The sequence below is a fragment of the Mesorhizobium sophorae genome, from assembly GCF_002270415.1.
In the GTDB taxonomy this organism is placed as follows: domain Bacteria; phylum Pseudomonadota; class Alphaproteobacteria; order Rhizobiales; family Rhizobiaceae; genus Mesorhizobium; species Mesorhizobium sophorae.
Map to the genome: position 1 here is coordinate 1,202,599 of NZ_NNRI01000022.1, position 23,082 is coordinate 1,225,680.

General features: G+C 60.5%; 24 protein-coding genes. 10 read left to right on the forward strand and 14 right to left on the reverse strand.

The features are described from left to right. Positions 1-331 precede the first annotated feature (331 nt). A complete protein-coding gene (gene katE, locus CGZ66_RS37045) occupies positions 332-2,440 on the forward strand; it encodes a catalase (protein ID WP_095091510.1) in 2,109 nt (702 codons plus the stop codon). Positions 2,441-3,388: 948 nt separating this feature from the next. Here katE and CGZ66_RS37050 read toward each other — a convergent pair. Continuing rightward, complete coding sequence (locus CGZ66_RS37050) at positions 3,389-5,170, reverse strand: PAS domain S-box protein (protein WP_245331383.1); 1,782 nt, start codon at positions 5,168-5,170, stop codon at positions 3,389-3,391. 190 nt (positions 5,171-5,360) lie between these two features. After that, positions 5,361-5,888, reverse strand: a complete 528-nt coding sequence (locus CGZ66_RS37055) for a YciE/YciF ferroxidase family protein (RefSeq protein WP_095091512.1) — start codon at positions 5,886-5,888, stop codon at positions 5,361-5,363. A 990-nt stretch (positions 5,889-6,878) separates the two neighbouring features. On the opposite strand from CGZ66_RS37055, the gene CGZ66_RS37065 reads away from it, so the two are divergent. Continuing rightward, on the forward strand, positions 6,879-7,334 hold the full coding sequence (locus tag CGZ66_RS37065) for a hypothetical protein (protein ID WP_095091514.1): 456 nt from the start codon (positions 6,879-6,881) through the stop codon (positions 7,332-7,334). Between the two features lie 65 nt (positions 7,335-7,399). Further along, complete coding sequence (locus tag CGZ66_RS37070) at positions 7,400-7,774, forward strand: divalent metal cation transporter (protein ID WP_245331384.1); 375 nt, start codon at positions 7,400-7,402, stop codon at positions 7,772-7,774. Here CGZ66_RS37070 and CGZ66_RS37075 read toward each other — a convergent pair. Together CGZ66_RS37075 and CGZ66_RS37080 are read right to left on the reverse strand one after the other, a co-directional pair. Further along, a complete protein-coding gene (locus tag CGZ66_RS37075; RefSeq protein ID WP_342586895.1) occupies positions 7,672-8,004 on the reverse strand; it encodes an ABC transporter permease subunit in 333 nt (110 codons plus the stop codon). The genes CGZ66_RS37070 and CGZ66_RS37075 overlap by 103 nt on opposite strands. 12 nt (positions 8,005-8,016) lie before the next feature. Further along, positions 8,017-8,676 (reverse strand): ABC transporter permease subunit, encoded by a 660-nt coding sequence (locus CGZ66_RS37080; RefSeq protein ID WP_095091515.1) that lies wholly within the window; start codon positions 8,674-8,676, stop codon positions 8,017-8,019. Between the two features lie 271 nt (positions 8,677-8,947). Here CGZ66_RS37080 and CGZ66_RS37085 point away from each other — a divergent pair, with 271 nt between their 5' ends. Further along, a complete protein-coding gene (locus CGZ66_RS37085; protein WP_095091516.1) occupies positions 8,948-9,895 on the forward strand; it encodes a LysR family transcriptional regulator in 948 nt (315 codons plus the stop codon). A 157-nt stretch (positions 9,896-10,052) separates the two neighbouring features. On the opposite strand, the gene CGZ66_RS37090 is transcribed toward CGZ66_RS37085, so the two are convergent. After that, on the reverse strand, positions 10,053-11,147 hold the full coding sequence (locus CGZ66_RS37090; RefSeq protein ID WP_095091517.1) for a site-specific integrase: 1,095 nt from the start codon (positions 11,145-11,147) through the stop codon (positions 10,053-10,055). A gap of 128 nt (positions 11,148-11,275) precedes the next feature. Between CGZ66_RS37090 and dusA the strand changes: the two genes are divergently transcribed. After that, entirely contained in the window at positions 11,276-12,271 is a 996-nt protein-coding gene (gene dusA, locus CGZ66_RS37095) for a tRNA dihydrouridine(20/20a) synthase DusA (RefSeq protein WP_095091518.1), read from the forward strand. 11 nt (positions 12,272-12,282) lie between these two features. Here the strand turns inward: dusA and CGZ66_RS37100 are convergent, their stop codons facing one another. Further along, positions 12,283-12,987 (reverse strand): TIGR02281 family clan AA aspartic protease, encoded by a 705-nt coding sequence (locus CGZ66_RS37100; RefSeq protein WP_095091519.1) that lies wholly within the window; start codon positions 12,985-12,987, stop codon positions 12,283-12,285. Positions 12,988-13,000: 13 nt separating this feature from the next. Continuing rightward, complete coding sequence (locus CGZ66_RS37105) at positions 13,001-13,234, reverse strand: DUF1289 domain-containing protein (protein ID WP_095091520.1); 234 nt, start codon at positions 13,232-13,234, stop codon at positions 13,001-13,003. Between the two features lie 198 nt (positions 13,235-13,432). Between CGZ66_RS37105 and CGZ66_RS37110 the strand changes: the two genes are divergently transcribed. Then, positions 13,433-14,431 carry a nicotinate-nucleotide--dimethylbenzimidazole phosphoribosyltransferase gene (locus CGZ66_RS37110; RefSeq protein WP_095091803.1) on the forward strand — a complete coding sequence of 333 codons (999 nt, stop codon included), beginning with the start codon at positions 13,433-13,435 and terminating at the stop codon, positions 14,429-14,431. Positions 14,432-14,456: 25 nt separating this feature from the next. On the opposite strand, the gene CGZ66_RS37115 is transcribed toward CGZ66_RS37110, so the two are convergent. Continuing rightward, positions 14,457-15,977 (reverse strand): sensor histidine kinase, encoded by a 1,521-nt coding sequence (locus tag CGZ66_RS37115; protein ID WP_095091521.1) that lies wholly within the window; start codon positions 15,975-15,977, stop codon positions 14,457-14,459. Positions 15,978-16,051: 74 nt separating this feature from the next. Between CGZ66_RS37115 and CGZ66_RS37120 the strand changes: the two genes are divergently transcribed. The 4 genes from CGZ66_RS37120 (at position 16,052) to CGZ66_RS37135 (ending at position 18,601) form a co-directional block, all read left to right on the forward strand. Beyond that, positions 16,052-16,672 carry a thermonuclease family protein gene (locus CGZ66_RS37120; RefSeq protein ID WP_095091522.1) on the forward strand — a complete coding sequence of 207 codons (621 nt, stop codon included), beginning with the start codon at positions 16,052-16,054 and terminating at the stop codon, positions 16,670-16,672. A gap of 51 nt (positions 16,673-16,723) precedes the next feature. After that, complete coding sequence (locus tag CGZ66_RS37125) at positions 16,724-17,335, forward strand: glutathione S-transferase (RefSeq protein WP_095091523.1); 612 nt, start codon at positions 16,724-16,726, stop codon at positions 17,333-17,335. Beyond that, positions 17,275-18,000, forward strand: a complete 726-nt coding sequence (locus tag CGZ66_RS37130) for a uracil-DNA glycosylase family protein (RefSeq protein ID WP_095091524.1) — start codon at positions 17,275-17,277, stop codon at positions 17,998-18,000. The genes CGZ66_RS37125 and CGZ66_RS37130 overlap by 61 nt, the downstream gene beginning before the upstream one ends. A gap of 109 nt (positions 18,001-18,109) precedes the next feature. Then, positions 18,110-18,601, forward strand: coding sequence for an Lrp/AsnC family transcriptional regulator (locus tag CGZ66_RS37135; protein ID WP_006205209.1), 492 nt, complete (start codon positions 18,110-18,112; stop codon positions 18,599-18,601). A gap of 14 nt (positions 18,602-18,615) precedes the next feature. Here CGZ66_RS37135 and CGZ66_RS37140 read toward each other — a convergent pair whose 3' ends face one another. From CGZ66_RS37140 to CGZ66_RS37165, 6 genes are all read right to left on the reverse strand, one after another. Next, positions 18,616-19,185 carry a DUF3299 domain-containing protein gene (locus tag CGZ66_RS37140; protein ID WP_095091525.1) on the reverse strand — a complete coding sequence of 190 codons (570 nt, stop codon included), beginning with the start codon at positions 19,183-19,185 and terminating at the stop codon, positions 18,616-18,618. A 46-nt stretch (positions 19,186-19,231) separates the two neighbouring features. Further along, positions 19,232-19,813 (reverse strand): GNAT family N-acetyltransferase, encoded by a 582-nt coding sequence (locus CGZ66_RS37145; RefSeq protein WP_095091526.1) that lies wholly within the window; start codon positions 19,811-19,813, stop codon positions 19,232-19,234. Further along, positions 19,773-20,477 (reverse strand): DNA alkylation repair protein, encoded by a 705-nt coding sequence (locus CGZ66_RS37150; protein ID WP_095091527.1) that lies wholly within the window; start codon positions 20,475-20,477, stop codon positions 19,773-19,775. Before CGZ66_RS37150 ends, CGZ66_RS37145 begins: the two co-directional genes overlap by 41 nt. 8 nt (positions 20,478-20,485) lie before the next feature. After that, positions 20,486-21,355, reverse strand: coding sequence for an NAD(P)-dependent oxidoreductase (locus tag CGZ66_RS37155; protein ID WP_095091528.1), 870 nt, complete (start codon positions 21,353-21,355; stop codon positions 20,486-20,488). 111 nt (positions 21,356-21,466) lie between these two features. Further along, entirely contained in the window at positions 21,467-22,336 is an 870-nt protein-coding gene (locus tag CGZ66_RS37160) for an ABC transporter permease (protein WP_095091529.1), read from the reverse strand. Next, positions 22,333-23,052 carry an ABC transporter permease gene (locus CGZ66_RS37165; RefSeq protein WP_095091530.1) on the reverse strand — a complete coding sequence of 240 codons (720 nt, stop codon included), beginning with the start codon at positions 23,050-23,052 and terminating at the stop codon, positions 22,333-22,335. Before CGZ66_RS37165 ends, CGZ66_RS37160 begins: the two co-directional genes overlap by 4 nt. Positions 23,053-23,082 lie beyond the last annotated feature (30 nt).

The window sequence follows — 23,082 nt, forward strand, 5'->3', positions numbered from 1 at the left end:
TTCAGCCGAGTCTAATTCAAGAATTTGCGTGGGCGGGATTTGTTCCTGTGGGCAGTGTCACCGTGGTACCTGAGATGACGAAGGCCAATGCATTTCGGTCGACGAACGTACCCATAAATTGATTGCCAACGCCAAGTTTGTTGGGATCAAGCGGGAAGAGACGACGAAAAGGCACACCGCTCAGCTGATGCCACCTTCCGGCATGCCTCTGTCTCCCTGCTCCAGATGCGATCCTGGAAATCGGTTTGCGATCACCGTTCCAGGGAACATCTGGCATCGCCGCAGGTTGCTGAGCAGCTCATTCCCAGAGCAAGCCCCAAAGGAGGACCGCATGGCGCGTAAGGCAGCAACCAATCCCAATTCCGCGACGATCCACGACCAAACCCTTGTTCGAGGGGAGGGCGGAGAGCTGCATCAGATTGCAGCCGGCAAGACAGACATTCTGACCACAGCCCAGGGCGGCCCGGTCGCAGATGATCAGAACACGCTTAAGATCGGGCCACGCGGCCCAACCCTGATCGAAGATTTCCACTTCCGCGAAAAGATTTTTCACTTCGACCACGAACGCATTCCCGAGCGCGTCGTCCATGCCCGAGGCTACGGCGCCCACGGCTTTTTCGAGACATATAAATCGCTCGCCAAGTACACCCGTGCCGACGTTTTTCAGCGCGCTGGTGAGAAGACGCCGGCGTTTGTCCGGTTCTCGACCGTAGCCGGCAGCAAGGGCTCGTTCGATCTGGCGCGCGACGTGCGCGGGTTCGCTGTCAAGCTTTACACCCAGGAAGGCAACTGGGACATCGTCGGCAACAACATCCCGGTGTTCTTCATCCAGGATGCGATCAAGTTCCCCGATGTCGTGCACTCGGTCAAACCTGAGCCCGATCGTGATTTCCCTCAAGCCCAGTCAGCGCATGACACGTTCTGGGATTTCATCAGTCTGACGCCCGAATCCATGCATATGATCATGTGGGTGATGTCGGACCGCGCGATCCCGCGGTCGTTCCGCTTCATGCAGGGCTTTGGAGTGCACACCTTCCGCCTGCTCAATGCCGCCGACGAGTCCACCTTCGTGAAATTCATCTGGAAGCCGAAACTTGGTATGCAATCGGTGGTCTGGAACGAGGCCGTCAAAATCAACGGCGCCGATCCTGACTTTCACCGCAGGGATCTGTGGAACGCTGTCCAGTCCGGGGCTTTCCCGGAGTGGGAACTATGCCTGCAGCTCTTCGACCAAGAGTTCGCAGACAGCTTCGATTTCGATGTCCTCGATCCGACAAAGCTGATCCCGGAAGAGATCCTGCCGCCGATTCCCGTCGGCCGGCTGGTTCTCGACCGCATGCCGGACAACTTTTTTGCCGAGACCGAGCAGGTTGCGTTCATGACGCAGAACGTGCCGCCCGGCATTGACTTCAGCAACGATCCACTGCTGCAGGGCAGGAACTTTTCGTATCTCGACACGCAGCTGAAGCGCCTTGGAAGTCCCAATTTTACCCATCTGCCGATCAACGCTCCGAAATGCCCGTTCCACCATTTTCAGCAGGACGGGCATATGGCGATGCGCAATCCCGTCGGACGCGCTAACTATCAGCCCAATTCGTTCGGCGAGGGGCCACGAGAGTCGCCGGAGCGCGGCTTCCGCTCATTCGCCGATGCCGAGGAAGGTCAGAAGATCAGGCTGCGCCCTGAGAGTTTCTCCGATCACTACAGTCAAGCTGGTCAATTTTTCAACAGCCAGACGCCGACCGAGCAACGCCATATCGCCATGGCGCTGACGTTCGAATTGAGCAAGGTTGAAATGCCGGTCATACGTGAACGCATGGTCGCCCATCTCCTCAACATCGACGAGGGGTTGGCCGCCACGGTCGCCGACAAACTCGGTATCACCGACTTGCCGAACGCCGCGGACGCAGCCGTGCCGCCGCGTACGGATCTGGAGCCATCGCCGGCGTTGAGCATCATCGAAAACGGACCCGACAGTTTCCAAGGCCGCAAGGTCGGCGTTCTGGTGGGCAATGGCGTCGATGCCGCGCTGCTCAAAGCCTTGCAAGCCGCTATCGAAGGCGAAGGGGCGACGATGGAGGTCATTGCTTTGAAAGTCGGTGGCGTGCAGGCCGACGATGGCACCAAGATCATTGCCAAGCATATGATTGACGGGGGGCCGTCGGTGCTGTTCGACGCGGTGGCCCTTCTGCTTACGGAAGAAGCCGCGGAACTTCTGACTGGAGAGGCAGCAGCCCGGGATTTTGTGGCAGACGCTTTTGCGCACTGCAAATTCATCGGTTTTACGCCCGGGGCGGTGCCTCTTCTTGCGAAGGCGGGCGTCGACCCGGCAGCCGACGAGGGCCTTATTCCTCTGCCCGATGGGGACGCTGCCGGAACGTATATCGAGGCGTGCCGCAAATTGCGACTGTGGGCGCGGGAGGCGAGCGTCAAGCTATAGGTGAGCTTTATCCGGCAGGCCATCGCCTGCCGAATAAGTCCTTTCGAGATGAAAGGGAAACAGTAGTGACTGAGGAAGAAACCGGACGGCCGGTCATAGCCCCGCAAACCGTGCGGAGTCACAGAGCAGCAAATCCGTGAGATCGTCTCATTGGTGGGAACGGACCGGGCGTCGATCCTGCGCGAGGCCAGGCTTCTTCAAAAAGGCCGGGGTTGAGAACACGCGCGGCGCCGATTTCTTCCACTACACGTGGATTCCCGACGTGCCGGAGACGATACTCGTTCGCTGCGTGCTATTGGGATTACGACGGCCAAAGCTGACTGTCGTTTATGATGCAACCGTCGTTGCCAGGACTGCGACAAGGTCGGCAGGGGTAAAGGGTTTGTTGACCCGAGGAGCGGACTGGAGGGCGGCGGTTGAGAGCTCAAGGTTGCCGTACCGGTAACGACGGCGAAGGGCAGGCGACGCGAGGCCACCTCCGCCGCGATCGGAGCACTGCTCGTTCCGCCAAGATTGGCATCGACGAAGCCCATTCCACTGTCGGGCGGCATTGCCCTCAGGAACTCAGTCGCGACCTCAAGGCCGCCAGCCGACAGGCCGATGCCGACATCGGGAAGGGGCCGCGGTCGTTCTCGTCCGGGTTCGCGCTACGGGGATCGGCGGCTGCGGGACGCTGCTTTCGGGTAGCCACCGGCTTACCTGGTGCCAATGCTTTTTGGAGGGGGGAACTGGCCCTGCCCATCTCGATCTCCCAGTCGATAACGAGGGCAAGCCCTACCGGCCGCGGTCACAAGTTTTTGTAACAGGAAGAACGGGATGCAGAAAGGATGTTCCACCATCAGATGTGGCTGCCTCGCTCCTGCATCGTCCCAATGTAGATTTATCCACACGGATCTCAGCATCGGACGCCGTTCGCATTTGATTGGCGAAACAGCCAATGAGCCGCACTTAACTTACCGCGGGGCTATCCAAAAGCGAGGCCTCGACGAAAGAGATCGGCGCCTCGATCGTCCAGATCACATCATTGAAGCCGAACTTGAGTTCCCCTGTCCCGCTCAAAGCCTGCGGCGCAACGCGCTTGAGCACGACGCTGCCAAAACCGTGGTTCCCGATTGACTTGATCTCAGGCCCGTCCTGCTCCGCCCATGTCAGCTTGAGTGTTCGATTGGCAAGCTGGCCGGCTATGCTCCACGTCACGGCGATACTGCCACGGTGACCGGACAATACACCGTACTTAGCGGAGTTTGTGCATAGTTCGTGGAATGCGATACCGAGATATTGGACGGCATTGGGGTTGAGCGTAACAGGCGGCCCCACCGTGGTGATTGCCTCTTCCCGGCCGAATGGTTTGGCTTGGGCCAAGATAAGATCGGAAATGGTGGCGCCTTTCCAGTCAGCCGACACCAATAGGTCGTGCGACCTCGACAGCGCCATGATGCGCTCCCGGACCTGTTTTTCAAATTCGTCGGGATTTAGTGACCGCTTGTTCGTCTCGCGGATCATTGAAAGGATGACCGAGTACTGGTTCTTCACACGGTGATTGACCTCGCGCATCAGCATGCGGATGCGATGTTCGTTCTCCTTGGTCGCAGTTATGTCGCGCGCAATCTTCGAAGCGCCGACGATGCGGCCCGCCGCGTTGCGAACCGGCGAAATGGTGAGCGAGACCGGCACTTGTTCCCCGTTTTTGCGCTGGCGAATCGTCTCGTAGCTTTCGATCCGTTCTCCGCGCCGGAGACGCTCGAGGATCCGCGGCTCCTCGTCATGGTGTTCAGGTGGGATCAGCATGCTGACATGCTGCCCAACGGCTTCAGAGGGAGCGTAGCCGAAAAGCCGTTCGGCGCCTCTGTTCCAACTCTTGATGAACCCGTCCAAATCCTTGCTCACGATTGCATCGAAAGAGGACTCGACTACCGCGGACAGATGCTGGGCGGCGTCTTCGCCTCTTTTGCGGTCCGTGAGATCTAAAAGCATATTGACGGCACCTGTGAGGTTGCCATGCTCGTCCCTGAGCGGAGTCGGAAATGGCAAGAATGGAAAAAAGCTCCCATCGGGGCGTTGGGCGATGGCTTCGACGTTGCGGATCGGACGATTTTCCTTGAGCGTGATTGCCATGGGGCATTGGTCGTGCGGCAATTCCTGGCCATCGACGGTGAACAGGCGGAAGGTGACGCACCACTCATCCTGGCCGATCTTCGGTTCCCGGCCGGCAAGTTCGGCCGAAGCCCTGTTACAATAGGTAATTACACCTCGTGCGTCGGTCGTGTAGACCGCGACCGGCAAAGCATCCAGGATTTGGTGGAAGCGGGCGTCTTTCTGGTGGCTCGCCTGCTCGGCAGACCTCAGTTGAGTCACGTCGACGGTGAAGCAGCGCGAATGCACCAGTTGGCCGTTTTCGAATTGACCGCTTGAACTGATTTCCACGTGCCTGATGGAGCCATCGCGTGCGAGGAGTTTGGCCGGATAACGCTCGACTGCTTCGCCTCTCGATAGGCGGGCCAGGATATCGTTGATGGCGCGCTCATCAGCGTGAAAGCTGGCGATGTCGCGACCAATGTAATCAGGGGCTTCATAGCCCAAAAGGGTTAATTCGGCTTTGTTGGCATGGAGAATACGTCCGGCGCCATCTACGATATGCAGACCAATTCCACCGTTCTCGAAAAAGTCCTGATAATCAATTTGCGGAAGGCCCAGCCCGGACATGTGCCCCGTCATAACTGCGCTTTCCATGAATTCACTATCCCAACCCGACCCTCAACAGCCTTGTGAAACGTCGACACCCTATAATGGTTCCGGTTTCGACTTCGCCGGATGATGGCGTGTCAGTGCAATGAAGGGAGCTCAATGCCTGCCACGGTGTCTCCGCGCAGCGGAAATGGCCCCGGCGAGGACGCCGGGACCATTGAAAACCGGCCCAAATTCACGCTGCTTGCAGTTCGGCCGCCCGGTCATTGACGAGGGCTTTGCCCAGCGACGACAGCGCCCTGTCGGTCGCTTTTTCCTCCTCGAGGGTCGCGTTGAGAAGTTCAACGATATCATCCTTGCCAAGCGAGGTGGCCCACGCAATCAGAGTGCCATATCGTGCAATTTCGTAGTGCTCGACAGCTTGCGCAGCGCCTACGAGACCGGCGTCCAGTGAAGTCGATCCCATATACTCCTCGAGAATTTCCGATCCTTCCTCGAGGATGCCGTCGATGGCGGGGCAGGTTTTGCCGCGCGCCGCTGCACCGAGGATGTCAAAGACCTCCTCAAGCCGCTCGACCTGGCCTTCGGTTTCGAGACGGTGCTTTTCGAAGGCTGCGGTGACCTGCTCGTCATCTGCGCCCTTGGCCATCTTGGGCAAGGCCTTCAGAATTTTCTTTTCGGCATAGTAGATATCCTTGAGACCATCGAGTAGCAGATCCTCAAGGCCCTTGGTTTTGGCGGTTGCCTTTTTGGTGGTTGCCATTGCTGTGTCCTCATTGTTTGAAATGACCCGGTGCCGGGTATTCCCTAACTCAGAGAAAAGCCGGGAGTTCCAATTCCATTCGACGCCCTTCGGATGCGTCAGTTCAACGTTTGGCCGTATCCGAGCTCTTTCAGTTGGTCCGCCGCTAGCGCGAGCAGGGCGATGCCGATTTCGGGAGCTTGCCAGCCAGCACGAAGGGCGATGTGCCTGATCTCCTGGACATAGGGGGCAAGCGCGTTTTTACACTCTGCTCCTCGAAGGGCGGCGTCTGTGCGAGCCGGCATTTTCATCTTAACATTCCCGTGCTTGCTCGGCGCCATACCCTGTGTCGAGGAAGTAGCGATGGCGGTTGTCCGAGACACATTTAGACTCTCTTCGGGACGCGGCTAGAGCAGCCTTCGACCCCCTAACTATCGAGCAAGGTAGTCGTTCCCAACGTCTTAACGTGATGGCCGGTGGAGCATCATGAAATACGGCTGCCATGACCGTGATTGAAGCAATGAGGTCAGCGACCTTCAGACGACGCGGTCCATGCCTGCGCTTTAACAAGCATCATGTGATTGGCCCGGCAGGCAAATTTGCGAGCGCGGCGGAACCTTCCCGCCCCAGCAACTTTACTCATGAGAGGGACAAATGGAGGCCAGAAGTAGCAGCATCGGTTGTGATACGAGCGTGGGAAGGCATGCAATGGACTTCTTCGTATTTCTCCACAACGTGGCCTCTCTCCGAAGTGACGGACTCCACCCCGAACTTGTGCGTCTTTTCAGACAAAGGGCCGTGTTGTCCGGGCCAACCGTTAGGGAGTTGCAATCCCGTGGGCCACGCAGTGGAGAGCAGGCCGGTCCCAATCCTTCCCGGATCTCAAATCGGCGCTTGCCCAGGGATGTGATCCGCTTTCCTAGGAAAGCGAAATCCAAAGTGCGGGGTCCCTGATCCACCGCCTGTTCTGACCATCTTCAGATACGCGTCGGACGGAGTGACATCGGCACCATGCAGCTAATACTGGCCATTATTAAAAATGAAGGCTATCAGCTTTGCCGCTCATTCGTGTTGGCGACCATGCTTGCTCTGGCCGCGTGCTCGTCTTCCGAGCCCATCGAGCAGCAATCAAAAATCGCGGCGTCGGCGTCGCAGACGGCAGCCATGGTCGTCGACGCGTGGGCCGCTGGCGCCGTCCCTTCACACTATGCATCGGCCACATTGCAATCGACGGCCGAAACGCTTGCCAATGCCAGCAGGCAGATGCAGTCCGAAGATTCTCCTGAATCTCCCGAGAGGCATGATGTCATCACGGCGATGGGTCGGCTGTCGGCTGCGGCAACGCACGCCCAAGTGGGGGTGGTGGCTGGCAACCCCCGGCAGGTGAGCCACGCGCTGCAGGAACTTCGAACGGCCGCGAGCGATCTCGCCGCCGCCCATGCTCGATATTCCCCGCCGAAATCATGAAAAAGCTGCTTGAAATCTCGCTTGGTATCGTGACCAGCGTTGGCGGCTTCCTCGAGGTCGGATCGATGGCGACGGCCGCCCAAGCTGGCGCGACTTTCGGCTTCCGGCTGATCTGGGCAATCCTCCTTGGTACCATCTGCATCATCTTTCTGGTTGAGATGGCTGGCCGGTTCGCTGCCGTCAGCGGCCACACGATCTCCGACGGAATTCGCGAGAGGTTTGGCTTCAATGCCTTCCTGTGGCCTTTGTTGGCCACCTTACTCGTCAACCTCATGGTGATGTCGGCAGAGATCGGCGGCGTTGCTATCGCGGCGGAACTTGCGACCGGGATCGGCTTTCAATGGTGGGCACTGCCACTGGCGTTCCTCGCGTGGCTGTTTCTCAAGAAAGGATCGCGCAGGATCACCCAGAAGATGCTGGCTCGCACCGCCTCGATCTGAGCGAGGCCATAATACAGCAGGAAGAGTTGAACCAGCATCGGCGTGCCGCGTATGACATAGGTGTATGCCAGCACTGCGAGCGAGAGGCCGGGACGTCCGAACGCGCGGATGAAGGCCAGCGGCACGGACACAAGAAATCCGGCCGTCAGCGACAAGACCGTCAGGGTCAAGGTGAGCCCAACGCCCGAAGGCAGGACAACCATTGCGTCGAACATCAAGCCGAGGTTCATGGGTTGCTCCCTCTATCGGCCGAGTGCCGGATAGCGTCGCTCAGCCAGCCGGATCGACAGCAGCGTGACGGTGGTCAGCGAGAGGTAGAGAGCGGCGGCCGCAAGGTAGAAGGTCAATGGTGCGCGCAAGGATCCGGCCCCCACATACGCGACGCGCATGATGTCGGTCAGGCCGACGATCGAGACCAGCGCGGTGTCCTTGAAGAGCGAAATCCAGAGATTGCCGTAGGCAGGCAGCGCCAGCCGCAGCATCTGTGGTCCGATAACGAACATCCAGCGCTGCCAGGCGTTCAGGCCAAGCGACTTTGCCGCTTCGGTTTGACCCGCTGGCACTGCCGCAATCGCGCCGCGAAACACTTCGGTCGCATAGCCGCTGAAGACGACCGAGAGCGCGATAACGCCTGCGGTGAATGCGTTCACCTCCACGTACCGGCCGGCGATCTTGCTGGCGAGGGTCGTTCCACCGAAGTAGATGAGCAGGATAATGAGAAGTTCTGGTACACCACGGACAACCGTCGTGTAGGCCGTCACGACGCTGTTGAGGCGCGGCTGTGCCGTGCCCTTCGAAATGGCCAGAAACAGCCCTAATGCGGTACCCAGGCAGCCGCTGACAAGAGCCAGGCTTATGGTCACGGTGAGTGCGACAACAAACTGAGTAGTAAAACCACCCATGGGGCGCGTTCCTTGGCACGCAATACCGCGAGATACGACGGTCCGTGTCAATCAGACCAAGTCGTATAACCCAAGGTTGCGAATTGTTATATTGGTAATTTGGAGTTAATTGGAGATATTGCCCAATTCTAACGCTTGAAATTACACACTCAATCCATAATTTTTATTATTTTATCTATAACGCACCGTTATATACTGAGGCGGTTCGTTGCTCCCCAGGTTGGCGGTATCTGCTTCCCGGGTGGCGTTGTCAGGGAAGGGAGCGCAGGGAATGGAGTTGCTGCAGAGCGACCTGAAGCTCCGTCAACTGAAGGTCTTCCGAGAAGTGTTGCGGGCCGGTTCGACAAGGCGAGCAGCGGTTGCGCTCGGGATAAGCCAGCCGGCCGTCAGTCAACATGTGAAGCAACTCGAGACCACGCTCGGCATCACACTCTTCAAGAGATCAGCCAACCGCATCGTCCCCTTGCAGGAAGCCTGGGAACTCCTGCGAAACGTAGAACTCGCCCTGACGTCCCTGGATCGGCTGGAAGCGTCAATCTTCGCGATGAAGAACGACGAAAAGCAGCGGATTGCGATTGCCGCGCCTTCTGTTTTCGGTTTCGTGACCTTGCCCAAGGTCGTGGCGATCATCCACTCAAAGACCGCCTCGAATGTCCGGTCACTTTCGGGAAGCTACGAGCAGATCGGCGAGCACATCCTGGCAGGGCGTGCCGAAATCGGAATCTCGAGGCTGCCCCTGGATCCAAGTCTGTTTGAGTGGGCGCCGCTTGGGTCGGCACGAAACGTATGCATCTTCCATCCCGACCATCGGTTCTCAAAACAGACCTGTATCGAGGCTCAAGACCTGGCAGGCGAAACGATCGTCGATATCGATCCCCAGTTCGCCGCCCACCAAATGAACTTCAATGCCTTGCGCTTCGCCGGCGTTGAGCCAGACATACTGGTGGAATTCGACTGCAACGGTCACGAAGCCGGATACGTTTCGGCTGGCCTGGGCATTTCGATAACCAACGAGATCATCGCGCGTGAGTACGCTGCGTTTCACTTGGGAATAAGGCCAGTGGAGCCGTCCGCGCTCTATCACTACGTTGCGATTTGGCAGAAGGGCCGGACCTTTTCCAGCGCATTGAATGTCTCGCTCGAGGCGATCATCGCTGCGTTTTCCACGGAGCCGCCTGCGGTTTCCTTAGGAAGCGCCAATTTATTGGCGGTCGGCTAGGCTGCCCTCGCAACTCGGATCGTGTGCAGGGTTTCCGGCTGAGATGCGTATATCAACGCAACATCTTCCAATCCTTGCGACCCGTGACAACATCGCTCAATCCATCCTGGATTCGTCGTTGTCCTCCCAGCAACGGCGGATGCCTGGCAAAGTGGTATCAGCCGATTGCTTGCCGCAACTCCGTATGTGGCGGTGTCTGTTGAAGCCTCGCCGCGATCACATGAAGTTGCTCCGGCCTCAAGTGGGTATAGCGGCGGAGCATCTTCCAATCCTTGTGCCCGGTGACCATGGCGACCTGCTCGATGGTGAAGCCAGCTTCAAACAGGCGGCTTGTGCCTTCGTGACGCAGGTCGTGGAAGTGCAGGTCCTCGACCTTAAGTTTATGACAGGCACGTCGGAAGGCGGTTCCGGCCGACTTCCCATTGTAGGGGAAGATGCGTCCCTTTCCCTCAGTGGAGAAACGCTGCTCTTCGAGGATCGCGCGGGCGTCGTAACCGCTCACATCGAGGAGCGGGATACGCATGTGATTGCCCTTTTTGTGGCGGGGGTCCTTGCGATCTCGTATCAGCAGGGTGTTGTTGCGGTCGTTCAGGTCCTCCCAAGTGGCGTTGCAGATTTCCCCGAGCCGCATGGCGGTGGCGATCGCAAAGCGGATGATCTTGTCGACGGGGATAATCTGGAAGTTGTTTTCTCTGAAGTACCGGATCAGGGCCTCTATCTCGCCAGGTGTCGGCCGCCGATCGCGTTCGTTGCCCTTGCCAACAAGACCCAAGCGGGCGAGGGCGACACGACCAAGTTCCACCGGCTCCGCTGAATAAGGCAGTCCATGCACAGCCGCGCCGTGCACCAGCAATGTCCGGATGTATCCGATGTCTATTCCAACGGTGACAGGTCCGGCGCCTTCCTCGGCTCGTTCCTTGCCGAACTTTATGACCTGTTCGCGACTGAGATCCGCGATGTTGAGCCTTCCGAGCCTGGCTCGTAGCAGGTCCAGGCTGAATGCCTTCGAACGCCCGATCAACTTGCCAACTTCCGTCATATCGGCGATATGCAGGTCGATCAGGTCGGAGACCGTTTTGATCCCGTCCTTGTGCTTGGGAGCAGGCTTCTGACCCAGGTCGATTTCTCGCTCAATTCGGCGCGCCCACATCTCGGCGTCCTTGCGGAGCGAGAAGCTGGTGCTGAGGTAGTGGCCCTTGCAGCGAACCTGCACACGCCACTTGCCGGAAGCCAACTTGTTGATGGTTGCCATGGGTGGTCTCTTTTTCGTGCACGCTGTGTGCACAGGGAGGGGTACAAAATGCGAAAACTGACGGATATCGTGTCGTACAAACGGCGAACGTGTGCACGTTTTAAGGCCCTGAAAATACGAGAAAAAGCGTGATAAATCAAGCCCATAGGATTTCCGTTGCGCCTATGATGGATTGGACGGATCGGCATTGCCGGTTCTTCCATCGCCAGCTGACCTGCCGTGCGCTGCTTTACACCGAGATGGTGGTGGCCGACGCGGTTATCCATGGCGCGCGCGAGCGGCTGCTTGGCTTCGATGCGGCGGAGCATCCCGTCGCCTTGCAGGTCGGTGGCTCAGATCCCGGAAAACTCGCCGAGGCGGCGCGCATCGGCGAAGCCTTTGGCTATGATGAGATCAACCTCAATGTCGGCTGCCCGTCCGACCGCGTCCAGTCGGGCGCTTTCGGCGCCTGCCTGATGAAAGTGCCTGACCTCGTCGCCGACTGCGTCGCGGCGATGAAAGCGGCGGTGACGGTTCCCGTCACCGTCAAATGCCGCATCGGCGTCGACGAGCAGGATCCCGAGCCGGCGCTCGATACGCTGGCGGACGGTGTTTTCGAAGCCGGCGCCGACGCGCTGTGGGTGCATGCGCGCAAGGCGTGGCTGGAAGGGCTGAGCCCCAAGGAAAACCGCGACATCCCGCCGCTCGACTACAGCCGCGTCTATCGGCTTAAGGCCAGAAAACGAAACGAATGCATTGGCATCAACGGCGGCATTCAGTCGATCGAGGAGGCGCGGGCGCATCTCGACCATGTCGACGGCGCCATGCTTGGCCGCGCCGCCTACCACACGCCCGGCATCCTGGCCGGCGTCGACGCCGCCTTCTACGGCGTCAAGTCCGACACGTTCGATTTCGCCGCGCTGATCGATGCCATGGCAGAGTACGCGGCCCACCATATCGAACAGGGCGGGCGGCTTGGCCATGTCACCCGCCATATGGTCGGACTGTTCCATGGCTTGCCCGGCGCGCGCCGCTACCGCCAGATCCTGTCCACCGATGCGACCCGGCCCGGCGCCGGACCGGACGTGCTCAGGACGGCCTTCGCAGCCGTCGAGTTCGGTGGAGCGGCGGCCGAAGCGGCCTGACGAGGTCGGGGTCAATCCCTGAGGATCATGCGGTCGCCGCGCACATCGAAGCCCGACAACGAGCCGATGAAGTTCATGCCAAGCAGGCTCTGGCTGAGCATGCCGGGTGCTGCAATCATCACTGGCATGTCCTTGCGCACGATGCCGCCGATCGCCAGTTGATCGGTCTTGACGGCCGCGGCGCGCGCCATGCCGTTGGCGGTCGAGACCGGTATTGTGTAGTTGAGCGCCGCTGGTTTGAATCCGGATGCCTGGGCGTCTTCGGACGTCAACACGGTGCTGGTCGCGCCGGTATCGACCACGGCCCGCACTGGATTGCCGTTGACCAGGATGCGGGCTTCGAAATGGCCGTTGTCCGCCTTGTCGAGTGTCACCGTGGCGTGGCCGTCCTCGACGCCCAGAGCCAGCGGGCTGCCGGGAACAAGGCCTGCGGTGACGCGGCTGGCAACGTCCTGCAGTTCGTATCGATACTGGTAGCCGGCGATCAGCGCGAGCGCGATGGCCGCCCAGGCGCCGAGGTTGCGGGCCATGGCGCCCAGGGGCCTGCCTGAGCGAAGCAGGCCGGCGCCGACCAGCGCGCCGAAAGCGCCAAGCCAGATCAGCCGGCCAAAATCGTAATTCTCGACGCCGAGCGTGCTGCCGGTGGAATCGTTGAGCATGAGCAGGGCTGCTCCCACCCCGATTGCGGCAATCAGTATCCAGAACAGGCGGTTCATCTGTGTGGTCGCCTCACGAAAGCGCGTCGCGTTCGCGCGTCATGCGAGCGCGGCGCGTTTCCCGCCGCGGCCGACGCTCGACCGTTTCCAGACGGGCAGGCAATTCAGCCATGACGGAGCGACGCGTTTCGGGCGTCATGCCGATCCAGGCGCCGATTTCCTCGCGCGTGCGTCCGCAACCGAAACAGAACCCGGTTTTCATGTCGATCGAACAGACGAGGATGCACGGGGATTCGATGACCGTCATGTCTTTCTCTTGAGGGTTTCCATCAGAAATCCCTTGTTCCACCTCCACATGGTGCAACCGCAAAGCCAATGCAAGCCCTCGCAATTGCCCCCTTCGCGGCGACCTTTGCGGCAAATGCATGAGCATGATCCAGGAGGTTGTGCCAACCACGCAAGGCGGCTATGCCGCTCACCAACCCAGGGAATGATTGCCGACGACATGACCAGCGCGCTGCCTTTCGACGATTTTCGCAACCTGTTGGCCAACTTGCCGGCGGCCGACACGACAGCCGAGGCCCGTGTGCGCACGCTGTTTGCCAAGGCCGACAAGCCCAGCAATTCGCTTGGCCGCATCGAGGACATCGCCGCCTGGCTCGCGGCCTTGAGTGGGCGGGCTCCACCCGCCGTGACAAGGCCTTTGATGGCGGTCTTCGCCGGCAACCATGGCGTCACCCGGCATGGCATTTCGCCACGGCCGGTGGCGGCGACCGCCAACGCAGTCGAGCTTTGTGCCGCCGGAGGTGCTGCCATCAACCAGATCTGCATTGCCAATGATCTCGGGCTGAAGGTTTTCGATCTTGCCCTGCACATCCCGACCGCCGACTTCACCGAGGATGCCGCATTGGACGAGCGCGGTTGCGCCGCCACCATGGCCTTCGGCATGGAAGCGATCGCGGGAGGCACCGACCTGCTTTGCCTCGGCGATCTCGGCGTCGGCAACTCCACTGTTGCTGCGGCCCTGTTTGCGGCGCTGTTCGGAGGCAAGGGCGCCGACTGGGTCGGCCCGGGATCCGGAGCCGGTGCGGCGATGCAGGTGCGCAAGGCTGAAGTGGTCGATGCGGCACTTGCCTTTCACGGCGGCCATCTCGGCGACCCGTTGGAGGCGCTGCGCCGGGTCGGTGGCCGGGAGTTCGCGGCGATCGCCGGCGCCATCCTCGCCGCGCGGATGCAGAAGATACCGGTTCTGCTCGACGGATTCGCGGCAACGGCGGCTGCAGCAGTGCTGCGTGCCGCCAACCCCACGGCACTCGACCACTGCCTTCTTGCCAGCGTGTCGCCGGACCCCGCGCATGCCAGGGCCGCCGAGCGCCTCGGCCTTCGTCCGTTGCTCGATCTGGGCATTAGCCATGGTGAGGGAGCAGGGGCCGCTCTTGCCGCAGGCCTGGTCAAGGCAGCGGCGCTGACCAGTTCAGGCATGGCGGCGGCCGTTCGGGGTTAGACGCCAGACAGACGAGCGAAGTCTGCTATCGCCGCCGCGCCGCCACCGCCGCGGTCGGCAGTGCCGGCAGTTCTTCCATCACCCGGCTCAGCGGGAAGATGGCGATCGCCTCGGTGCCTTCGCGCAGCTTGGAATGAAGTTCGAACTCGCCGCCATGCATGGCGAGCAGGCCTTGCACGATCGGTAGGCCGAGACCGGTGCCTTGCTCGGCGCTCTTGATGGCAATCGAGCCCTGGCCGAAGGCCGAGAGCACCACCGGGATTTCGTCTTCGGGGATGCCGGGACCATTGTCCTTGACCGAAATGTACTGTCCGCCACCCGCTGTCCAGCCGACGCGAACGCGGATTTCGCCGCCGCTGGCAGTGAACTTGATGGCGTTTGACAGAAGGTTGAGCGTGATCTGCCGCACCGCCCGCTCGTCGGCGAACAGGCGCAGCAACTCATGCTCGAAATCCTGGATGACGCGGATATCCTTGTTGCGCGCCCTCAATTCCATCATGTGACAGCAATCCTCGACGATGTTGAGCAGCATCACCGGCTCCTCGTTGAGCTGGTAGCGGCCGGCCTCGATGCGCGACAGGTCGAGGATTTCGTTGATCAGGTCGAGCAGGTGCTGGCCGGACTCGTGCACGTCATGGGCGTAGTCGCGATAGGTCGGGTTGCTCATCGGTCCGAGCACCTCGTTCGACATCACCTCAGAAAAGCCAAGAATGGCATTGAGCGGCGTGCGCAGTTCGTGGCTCATCGAAGCGAGAAACCGCGACTTCGCCAGATTGGCGTCTTCCGCCCGCCGCCGCGCCTCGTCGGACATCGATTTCGCCGTCTCCAGTTCGGCGACCAGCGCATCCTTTTCGGAGCGGAACGACAACAGCATCAGGGACGCGCGGTTGAGGTGACGGGCGACATAGGCGAAGAAGGGCAACGACACGACCAGCAGCCCCGCCATGATCGCCCCTACCGGCATCCACAGCTTGACGCCGGCATAGGCGTAGAGCGCCACCGGAACGGCAAAGGTCGCCAGCAAGGCGCCACCCAGGGAGGAGGTCATGACAGCGGTCGCCGCCATGGCGACCAACAGCACCACCGCTTTGACAACCTGGAACTGGTCGGGCAGGCAAGTGCTGCAGCCAAGCCAGACGAACCACCCCCAGCCGAGACCGCAAAGGAAGTGGCCGATCAGCAATTCTCTTTGTGTTTGCAATGGGTTGAGCTCGGAAGCTTCAGTGCGCTCAATGCGCCGCGCCAGGAAGGTGACGATGATGTAGCAGGCGAGCGTGAACAGGGCCCAAAGGCCGATCTCATTGCCGACGCCGGTAAACCGGCCGGCTGCCGCGATCGCCAGGACGAGCAGCGGGATGGCGATGGCGCCGCTTGTCATCGCGCGGGCGTGGAGCTTCAGGAGTTCGCGATCAAAGTCGGGATTGCCGGCCTGCTGCGAAAGACGGTCGCGCGTCTTGCGCACCGCGCGCGCGACATCGCTGTTGCGATGAGGTTTCCTGCGGTCCACTATGAACTTGTCCGCTGTGTTCGAGCGTTGCAAGGGCATGAAACTTCAATTTATGCGAGCAGCGGTTTCCAAGTGTTAAGCTACGTTCGAATGATTAACCAACCGTTTGCCATATGAGCCGTTCATGGGGCACGAGGCCGCGCCGGCGATACGCTGCGCCACCCCGAAGCTTGGGGCGCCGGCTGATGGATTACGGGCTTACCGTCATCATTCTCGGATTGCTGATCCTGTTGGCGGCTCGTCTCGACCGGGTGGAAACACGCAAGACGGAGGGTGTGGCAATCGTCAACGATGGCGATTCCATCACGCTTGGCGCCGAGCGTGTCCGTATGCGCGGTATAGACGCTCCAGAATATACGCAGACCTGCCGCAGGAATGGCGCCGACTATCCCTGCGGCACGCTTGCGCGCCAGGCGCTGGTGCGACTGATCGCCGGCAAGCCCGTCTCCTGTACCGGCTGGCAGCGGGACCGCTACGGCCGGTTGCTTGGCAACTGCACCGCCGGCGGCAAGGATCTCAACCGCGCGCAGGTGGAGGCGGGCTGGGCGGTTGCGTTTGGCGGCTTCGAGAGCGAGGAGGCCACGGCCCGTGCGGCAAGGGTCGGCATGTGGGCGGGTACATTCGACCGGCCGCAGGACTGGCGCGACAGCCATCACGGCGAAGTCGTTGAGAGAAAGCATGGCACGCTGGCGTCGATCGGCGATGCCGTGCGTGAGATTTTTCGGTTCTGGTAAACCCCGTAAGGGGTTGAACTCTATGGTTGTTGGGAAACCGGGAGGATGGGAATGAAGTTGTTCGACGGTGGCCGCGCACCCAATCCGAGGCGGGTCCGCGTTTTCCTGGCCGAGAAGGGCATTACTGTTCCGCTGGTGCCCATCGACATGGGCGCGCTGGAGCACAGGAAGCCGTCGGTCAGTTCGCGTAACCCTTTGCAGCGTCTGCCGGTGCTTGAACTCGACGACGGCACGATCCTCACCGAATCCGTCGCCATCTGCCGTTATTTCGAGGAGTTGCAGCCCGAGCCGGCCCTGTTCGGGCGTGGCGCGCTCGGCAAGGCGCAAGTCGAGATGTGGCAGAGACGGATGGAATTCAACCTGCTCAGTTGCGTCGCACAGGCCTTCCGTCACATCCACCCGGCGATGAAGGAATGGGAAATTCCGCAGATTGCCGAATGGGGCGAGGCCAACAAGCCCAAGGCCGTGGAATTCCTCAGGCTGCTGGACGATGAGCTGGGCAGCCGGGAGTTCATCGCCGGCGACAGCTATTCGATTGCCGACATCACCGGCCTGATCGCCGTCGACTTCATGAAACCGGCACGCATCAAGGTGCCGGACGAATGCGCGAATGTGTTGCGCTGGCACCAAGCCGTTTCCAGCCGGCCGAGCGCCGCCGCCTGACCATGATCCTGAAAAGCGGAAGCCAGTGTTCGGACGAGATCACGGTCGACGAGGATGCGCTCGAAAGCTTCGCCGAGACGGTTCGCGCTTGCCGCATCTGCGTCGAAAGTCCGATCGGCAAGCCACTGCCGCACGAACCGCGACCGGTGTTGAGACCATCGTCCAGCGCCCGCATCTTGATCGCCAGCCAGGCGCCGGGAACCAAGGTGCATATCACAGGCATGCCGTTCACCGACGCCTCCGGCGACCGCCTGCGCAGCTGGCTCGGGGTGACGAGCGAGGAATTCCACGACATCGATAAGTTCGCCATCGTGCCGATGGGCTTTTGCTTTCCCGGCCAGGATGCCAAGGGTGGCGACTTGCCGCCGAGGCGCGAATGCGCGCCGGCGTGGCGCGCGCCGTTGATGGCGTTGATGCCGCGGATCGATCTGGTGCTTACCATCGGCATCTATGCGCAGGCCTGGCACATGGGTGCCGTGCGCCGACCTTCGCTGACCGAAACGGTGATGGACTGGCGTGCCATCTGGGATCAGCCCGGCAGCCGGAAAGTGCTGCCGCTGCCGCATCCGTCGTGGCGCAACACCGGCTGGCTGAAGAAGAATCCGTGGTTTGAAATGGATTTGCTGCCATTCCTGAGATCGGAAATCCGCTATCGTCTCGATTGAACTTTCAGCAAGAAATCACTCGCTTTTTGCCCGATCGGCAGAATTTCTTTCTTGTGGAAGGCTCCAATAAGGCGGAATATAGCCAATCTATTCCCCCGGAGAGAAAAAGATGGACCGCCTCGATAGAAAAATTCTCCGCCTCTTGCAGGAGGACGCGACACTCGCGGTCGCCGACGTTGCCAAGAAAGTCGGGCTGTCGACGACACCTTGCTGGCGGCGCATCCAGAAGCTTGAGGAAGAGGGCGTCATCAAGCGGCGCGTCGCCATCCTCGACCATGAAAAGGTCAATGTGCGGGTCACCGTCTTCGTGTCGATCCGCACCAATTCGCACAGCCATGAATGGCTGCGGCGGTTTTCCGAGGTCATCCAGGAATTTCCCGAAGTGGTCGAGTTCTACCGCATGAGCGGCGATGTCGACTATCTCCTGCGCGTCGTGGTGCCCGACATCGCCGCCTACGACGCCTTCTACAAGCGACTGATCGCCAAGATCGAGATCCGCGACGTGTCGTCGTCCTTCGCCATGGAGCAGATCAAATATACGACCGAGATCCCACTGGATTACATGGTGCTGGACAAGGAATCTGGCGCCAACGCCGCTTGAGCTGACCGGGCTTCTCAGTTCTTTTTCTTGTTGAGGAAGCTCCAGGGTGAGTTCACCGGCAGCGTGATCGTGTCCGGCACGCTGTCGACGTTCACCACATCGGCCTTGCGCACGGTGTAACCGGACTGGATGACGCTGACGCCATCGAGTATGAACAGCTGGCTTTTCTCCATAGCCGGCTTCAGCGCGCCGGTGACGGCAACCGGCTGATAGGCCTCCGACATCTTGTAGGGGTGGGCCGGCGTGACCAGCACGATCTGGTTGGGCGGCGGCGTCGGCATGTGGCTGCAGGCGCCCGTCCACGGCACCAGCAGGAACTGATAGACAAGGTCGCCGTCGCGATCGACGGGCAATGCATAGCCTGCCAACTGGATAGTCTTGTCCTGCAGATTAAGCGACAGCGTCTCGCCATGGTCAGGCAATTTTGCCGCGATCATCGGCAGCCCGACGTTTTCGGCTGCGGTCTGCGTCGCCGGGCGCAGATCCTTCCAGAGTATGTGTGCGGTCTCGGCCGAGGCATCGGCGGTAAGGGCCACAAACAGCGCGGCTGCGAGCGCTATGGATGATCTGATATCGTTGCTCATTGGCCGCTTCCTTTGGACCCGAGTAGAGACGCCGTTGCCAATGGCGTCAACGCTCGAGCCGCATCACATGTCTGCGAGAACCGGCCATGCCGATCTCGTGGAACCCGCGCGCCGCAAACATGTCGCGAAAGCCCATGAAGCTGTAACTCGGCGATGCCTGATCGACCGGATAAGCCTCGATCGTTCCGGCCCCCTTGGCGAAGGCGTGATCGATGGCGCCGTCGAGCAGCGCGGATGCCAGGCCACTTCCGCGCAAAGCCCTTGGCACGTAGAAACAAACGATCGACCAAATATCGGTCTCGCTGTCGTCCTGTTCGCGTGAAAGCTTGCGATAGGTCTGGCGTGGTGCGACCGAGCACCAACCAACGGTCTTGCCATCAAGATGGGCGAGGATTCCGACCGGCGTGCCGGCATCGACAAGCGCCATCATGGCCCGCCTTTTCTCGTCGCTCTCGACATGCTCGCGGCTGGGCAGATGGCGCCACGCCATGCACCAGCAATATTTCGGTGCGCCCGGCTGTTCGAACAGGGTTTCGAAATCCGCGCGTGTCGAGCGCGTCACTTCCGTAAAGCGGATTTCAGGTCCGTCAGCCTTTCCTGGCGGCGAGGCGCTCGAGCGTCCTGGCATCCGATAGTTCCTTCACAGCATCCTTGCCGATCCAGCGCGCCGTCTTGTCGGTCGATTGCGCGAGCCTTTCGGCGACAGCAAGGGCAGCACCGTGCATATCCATTGATCGCTTGCCGATCGAACGAAGGGCCCAGTTCACGCCCTTCTTCACGAAGTTGCGGCCGTCGGTGGCATGCGCTTCGATGATCGGCAGGAAGGCGAGAAAGGTCGCTTCCGGCTCTTTCTTCCGGTGGACGACGGACCAGGCCATCATGGCAAAAGCCGTGCGTCGAACGAACTCCCGTTCGTCGGCCGCGAACTCGCCGATCAGTTCCTTCCAGGCGTCAGTGTCGACGAAAAGGTCCGAGACGCCATCGACGATATCCCAGGAGTCGAAACTCGACGCCCATTGCCTTGCATCCGCTGCAGAAAACCGCTTCGGGTCGGCCGTGACGGAAGCGATGAACTGCGCCTCAATGATGCCCGTCTGCCACAGCGCGAAAGCGCGCTCATGGTTGCGTTTGATTTTCCTGGCAATCTGCCGCTGCATGCCGTGCGAGATGCCGAGCGCACGTTCGATCTTGATGCCGTAGCGCAGCATGCCAAGGCGATTTTCCTCCGAGCCGATCGAGCGCAGATGCGCGACGATTTCGTCGGCACTGGATTGGGGCGAAAGCTCGGTCATCGCGAACCTTATTTTTCCAGGCGCGCCAGCAGCGAGGACGTATCCCAACGCTTGCCGCCCATCGCCTGCACATCCTTGTAGAACTGGTCGACAAGTGCTGTCACCGGCAGTTTGGCTCCGTTGCGGTCGGCCTCGGTCAGGCAGATGCCAAGATCCTTGCGCATCCAGTCGACGGCGAAGCCGAAATCATATTTGCCGGCATTCATCGTCTTGTGCCGGTTCTCCATCTGCCAGGAACCGGCCGCACCCTTGGAAATCACCTCGATCACCTTCTCGATGTCGAGCCCGGCTTTCTTGCCGAAATGGATGCCTTCTGCCAAGCCCTGCACGAGGCCGGCGATGGTGATCTGGTTTATCATCTTGGTGAGCTGGCCAGCACCGGCCGATCCCATCAAGCCGACCATGCGGGCATAGGCATCGATGACGGGCCTGGCCCTGTCGAAAGCGTCCTGTTCGCCGCCGACCATGACCGTAAGCACGCCATTCTCGGCGCCTGCCTGGCCGCCGGAGACCGGCGCATCGAGAAACGAAAAGCCACCGGCCTGCGCGGCCGCCGCCAGTTCGCGCGCGACCTCGGCCGAGGCCGTTGTGTTGTCGATGAAGACCGAGCTTTTCTTCATCGATTTGAAGGCGCCTTCGGGACCTGTCGTCACCGAACGCAGATCGTCATCATTGCCGACGCAGGAGAAGACGAAATCCTTGCCCTCGGCCGCCTCCGCCGGCGTCTGCGCGAGGCTGCCGCCATGCTGGCCAACCCATTGCTCGGCCTTGGCTTTGGTGCGGTTGTAGACGGTGACGTCATGGCCACCCTTGTTCCTGAGGTGCCCGGCCATCGGATAGCCCATCACGCCAAGACCGAGAAATGCCACAGATGCCATGATATTATCCTTCAGACGGAAACGAAATTCGCTGCGAAAGCTCTAGGCTCTGCGCTCATTTCGTCAAGACGCCTGTGGGCTGATCGACTGGTGCAGGCAATATGGAATTGGTCAACGCTTCAGGTGGATGGTGATCCGGCGTTCGATCCATTCAATGCCATGGCGCAATATCTCGACCATGACGAGGTAGACGACGGCTACCCAGATATAGGCCTGAATGTCGAAGGAGTTGGCGAAGGCGAGCTTTGCGTTGCCCATCAGGTCGTAGACGGTGATGATGGCGACGATGGCCGAAGCCTTGATCATCAGGATCAGCTCATTGCCATAAGGCCGCAAGGCAACGATCAACGCCTGCGGCAGGATGATCTTGCGCAAGGTCTGCAGTTTGTGCAGGCCCAGGGAAGCAGCGCCTTCCCACTGGCCCCTGGGCACGCTCTCGATGGCGCCACGCAGGATTTCGGCCTGGTACGCGGCTGTGTTGAGCGCAAAGGCAAAGACGCCGCAGTTGAATGCATCCTTGAAAAAATCCCAAAGCGTGAATCGGGCGACGGACAGCCCGTCGCTAAAGACGGGAAGGTAGATGCCGAATTCGCTGAGTTGCGGCCGGAAAGAGCCGACGCCGTAATAGACCAGAAACGTCTGGACCAGCAGCGGCGTGCCACGGAAAAAGTAGACATAGCAATAGGCGAGGCCGGATAGGATTCGGTTCCTGGACATACGGCCATAGGCGACAGGGAGCGACAGTATCGCCCCAAGCACCATCGCTATGGCGACCAGCGACAGGGTGACCCCAAGCCCGCTCAGATAGGCCGGCGCATACTTGGCAAAGAAGGCCGGATTCCAGGCAAGGACGAGATAGGCAACAATGCCCAGGCCGAAGGCTATCCACAGGCCGACGAGCGCATAGCCGGCGATGCGGGGACGCGGCCAGCCCCGCGCCCGTGGCGGTGGCCGTTCGACCATCGTGGCTGTAGCGCTCATCGTTGTGCCTCCCGCCGGCCGAGCGAGCGCAGGATCGCGCTGGTGGCGAAGGACGACACGATGGCCAGGCCGAGAAAGACCAGGGCCGCCACGCTGTAAAACAGGAACGAGTGCTTGGTGACGCGAGCCGCCACACCGGCATTGCGCAGCGTCTCGGCGAGACCGACGACCGACACCAGCGATGTATCCTTGAGCAGACTAAGCCAGCAGTTTTCCAAGCCGGGAAACGCGATACGAAGCAGCTGCGGCAAGATCACCTTGCGCATGGTCAACCAGTTGGAAAGGCCAATGGCATAGCCGCCCTCATACTGGCCCTTCGGTATGGCGCGGAATGCCGACAGGAAAACTTCGCTGGCATAGGACGAGAAGATCAGGGAAAGCACGATCATGCCGGCGACGAAGCCGTTGACGTCGATAGTCGCGTCGGGCCGGAAATACCGGATGAGATGCTGCAGCAGAATTGGCACGCCGAAGAAAAACAGGAAAAGCGTTACCAGTTCCGGCAGGCCGCGGAAGACCGTGGTGTAGATGTTGGCGGCGAGGCGCAGCGAGGGTTCTTCGGACTGTTTGGCGTATGCAATGAAAAAGCCGATTGTCAGCCCGATCGGCAGCGTGGCGAGTGCGAGCGCGACGGTAACCAGGGCGCCATAAGCGATATCATCAAGCCAGCCATCGGGTCCCCAACTGAGAAGTGTCCATAAGCTCTGGGCTGGCATTGACTGGTCTTGTCTCCACGGCGATCACAG

What these genes read in the sequence shown, in the direction of transcription:
- CGZ66_RS37150 (WP_095091527.1), bottom strand. Translation starts at nt 20,477, where the DNA reads ATGACCGAGCTTTCGCCCCAATCCAGTGCCGACGAAATCGTCGCGCAT.
- CGZ66_RS37100 (WP_095091519.1), bottom strand. Translation starts at nt 12,987, where the DNA reads ATGAACCGCCTGTTCTGGATACTGATTGCCGCAATCGGGGTGGGAGCA.
- katE (WP_095091510.1), top strand. Translation starts at nt 332, where the DNA reads ATGGCGCGTAAGGCAGCAACCAATCCCAATTCCGCGACGATCCACGAC.
- CGZ66_RS37135 (WP_006205209.1), top strand. Translation starts at nt 18,110, where the DNA reads ATGGACCGCCTCGATAGAAAAATTCTCCGCCTCTTGCAGGAGGACGCG.
- CGZ66_RS37080 (WP_095091515.1), bottom strand. Translation starts at nt 8,676, where the DNA reads ATGGGTGGTTTTACTACTCAGTTTGTTGTCGCACTCACCGTGACCATA.
- CGZ66_RS37105 (WP_095091520.1), bottom strand. Translation starts at nt 13,234, where the DNA reads ATGACGGTCATCGAATCCCCGTGCATCCTCGTCTGTTCGATCGACATG.
- CGZ66_RS37115 (WP_095091521.1), bottom strand. Translation starts at nt 15,977, where the DNA reads ATGCCCTTGCAACGCTCGAACACAGCGGACAAGTTCATAGTGGACCGC.
- CGZ66_RS37145 (WP_095091526.1), bottom strand. Translation starts at nt 19,813, where the DNA reads ATGCCAGGACGCTCGAGCGCCTCGCCGCCAGGAAAGGCTGACGGACCT.
- CGZ66_RS37075 (WP_342586895.1), bottom strand. Translation starts at nt 8,004, where the DNA reads ATGAACCTCGGCTTGATGTTCGACGCAATGGTTGTCCTGCCTTCGGGC.
- CGZ66_RS37110 (WP_095091803.1), top strand. Translation starts at nt 13,433, where the DNA reads ATGACCAGCGCGCTGCCTTTCGACGATTTTCGCAACCTGTTGGCCAAC.
- CGZ66_RS37160 (WP_095091529.1), bottom strand. Translation starts at nt 22,336, where the DNA reads ATGAGCGCTACAGCCACGATGGTCGAACGGCCACCGCCACGGGCGCGG.
- CGZ66_RS37065 (WP_095091514.1), top strand. Translation starts at nt 6,879, where the DNA reads ATGCAGCTAATACTGGCCATTATTAAAAATGAAGGCTATCAGCTTTGC.
- CGZ66_RS37050 (WP_245331383.1), bottom strand. Translation starts at nt 5,170, where the DNA reads ATGGAAAGCGCAGTTATGACGGGGCACATGTCCGGGCTGGGCCTTCCG.
- CGZ66_RS37055 (WP_095091512.1), bottom strand. Translation starts at nt 5,888, where the DNA reads ATGGCAACCACCAAAAAGGCAACCGCCAAAACCAAGGGCCTTGAGGAT.
- CGZ66_RS37140 (WP_095091525.1), bottom strand. Translation starts at nt 19,185, where the DNA reads ATGAGCAACGATATCAGATCATCCATAGCGCTCGCAGCCGCGCTGTTT.
- CGZ66_RS37165 (WP_095091530.1), bottom strand. Translation starts at nt 23,052, where the DNA reads ATGCCAGCCCAGAGCTTATGGACACTTCTCAGTTGGGGACCCGATGGC.
- CGZ66_RS37090 (WP_095091517.1), bottom strand. Translation starts at nt 11,147, where the DNA reads ATGGCAACCATCAACAAGTTGGCTTCCGGCAAGTGGCGTGTGCAGGTT.
- CGZ66_RS37085 (WP_095091516.1), top strand. Translation starts at nt 8,948, where the DNA reads ATGGAGTTGCTGCAGAGCGACCTGAAGCTCCGTCAACTGAAGGTCTTC.
- CGZ66_RS37125 (WP_095091523.1), top strand. Translation starts at nt 16,724, where the DNA reads ATGAAGTTGTTCGACGGTGGCCGCGCACCCAATCCGAGGCGGGTCCGC.
- CGZ66_RS37130 (WP_095091524.1), top strand. Translation starts at nt 17,275, where the DNA reads ATGCGCGAATGTGTTGCGCTGGCACCAAGCCGTTTCCAGCCGGCCGAG.
- CGZ66_RS37070 (WP_245331384.1), top strand. Translation starts at nt 7,400, where the DNA reads ATGGCGACGGCCGCCCAAGCTGGCGCGACTTTCGGCTTCCGGCTGATC.
- CGZ66_RS37120 (WP_095091522.1), top strand. Translation starts at nt 16,052, where the DNA reads ATGAGCCGTTCATGGGGCACGAGGCCGCGCCGGCGATACGCTGCGCCA.
- CGZ66_RS37155 (WP_095091528.1), bottom strand. Translation starts at nt 21,355, where the DNA reads ATGGCATCTGTGGCATTTCTCGGTCTTGGCGTGATGGGCTATCCGATG.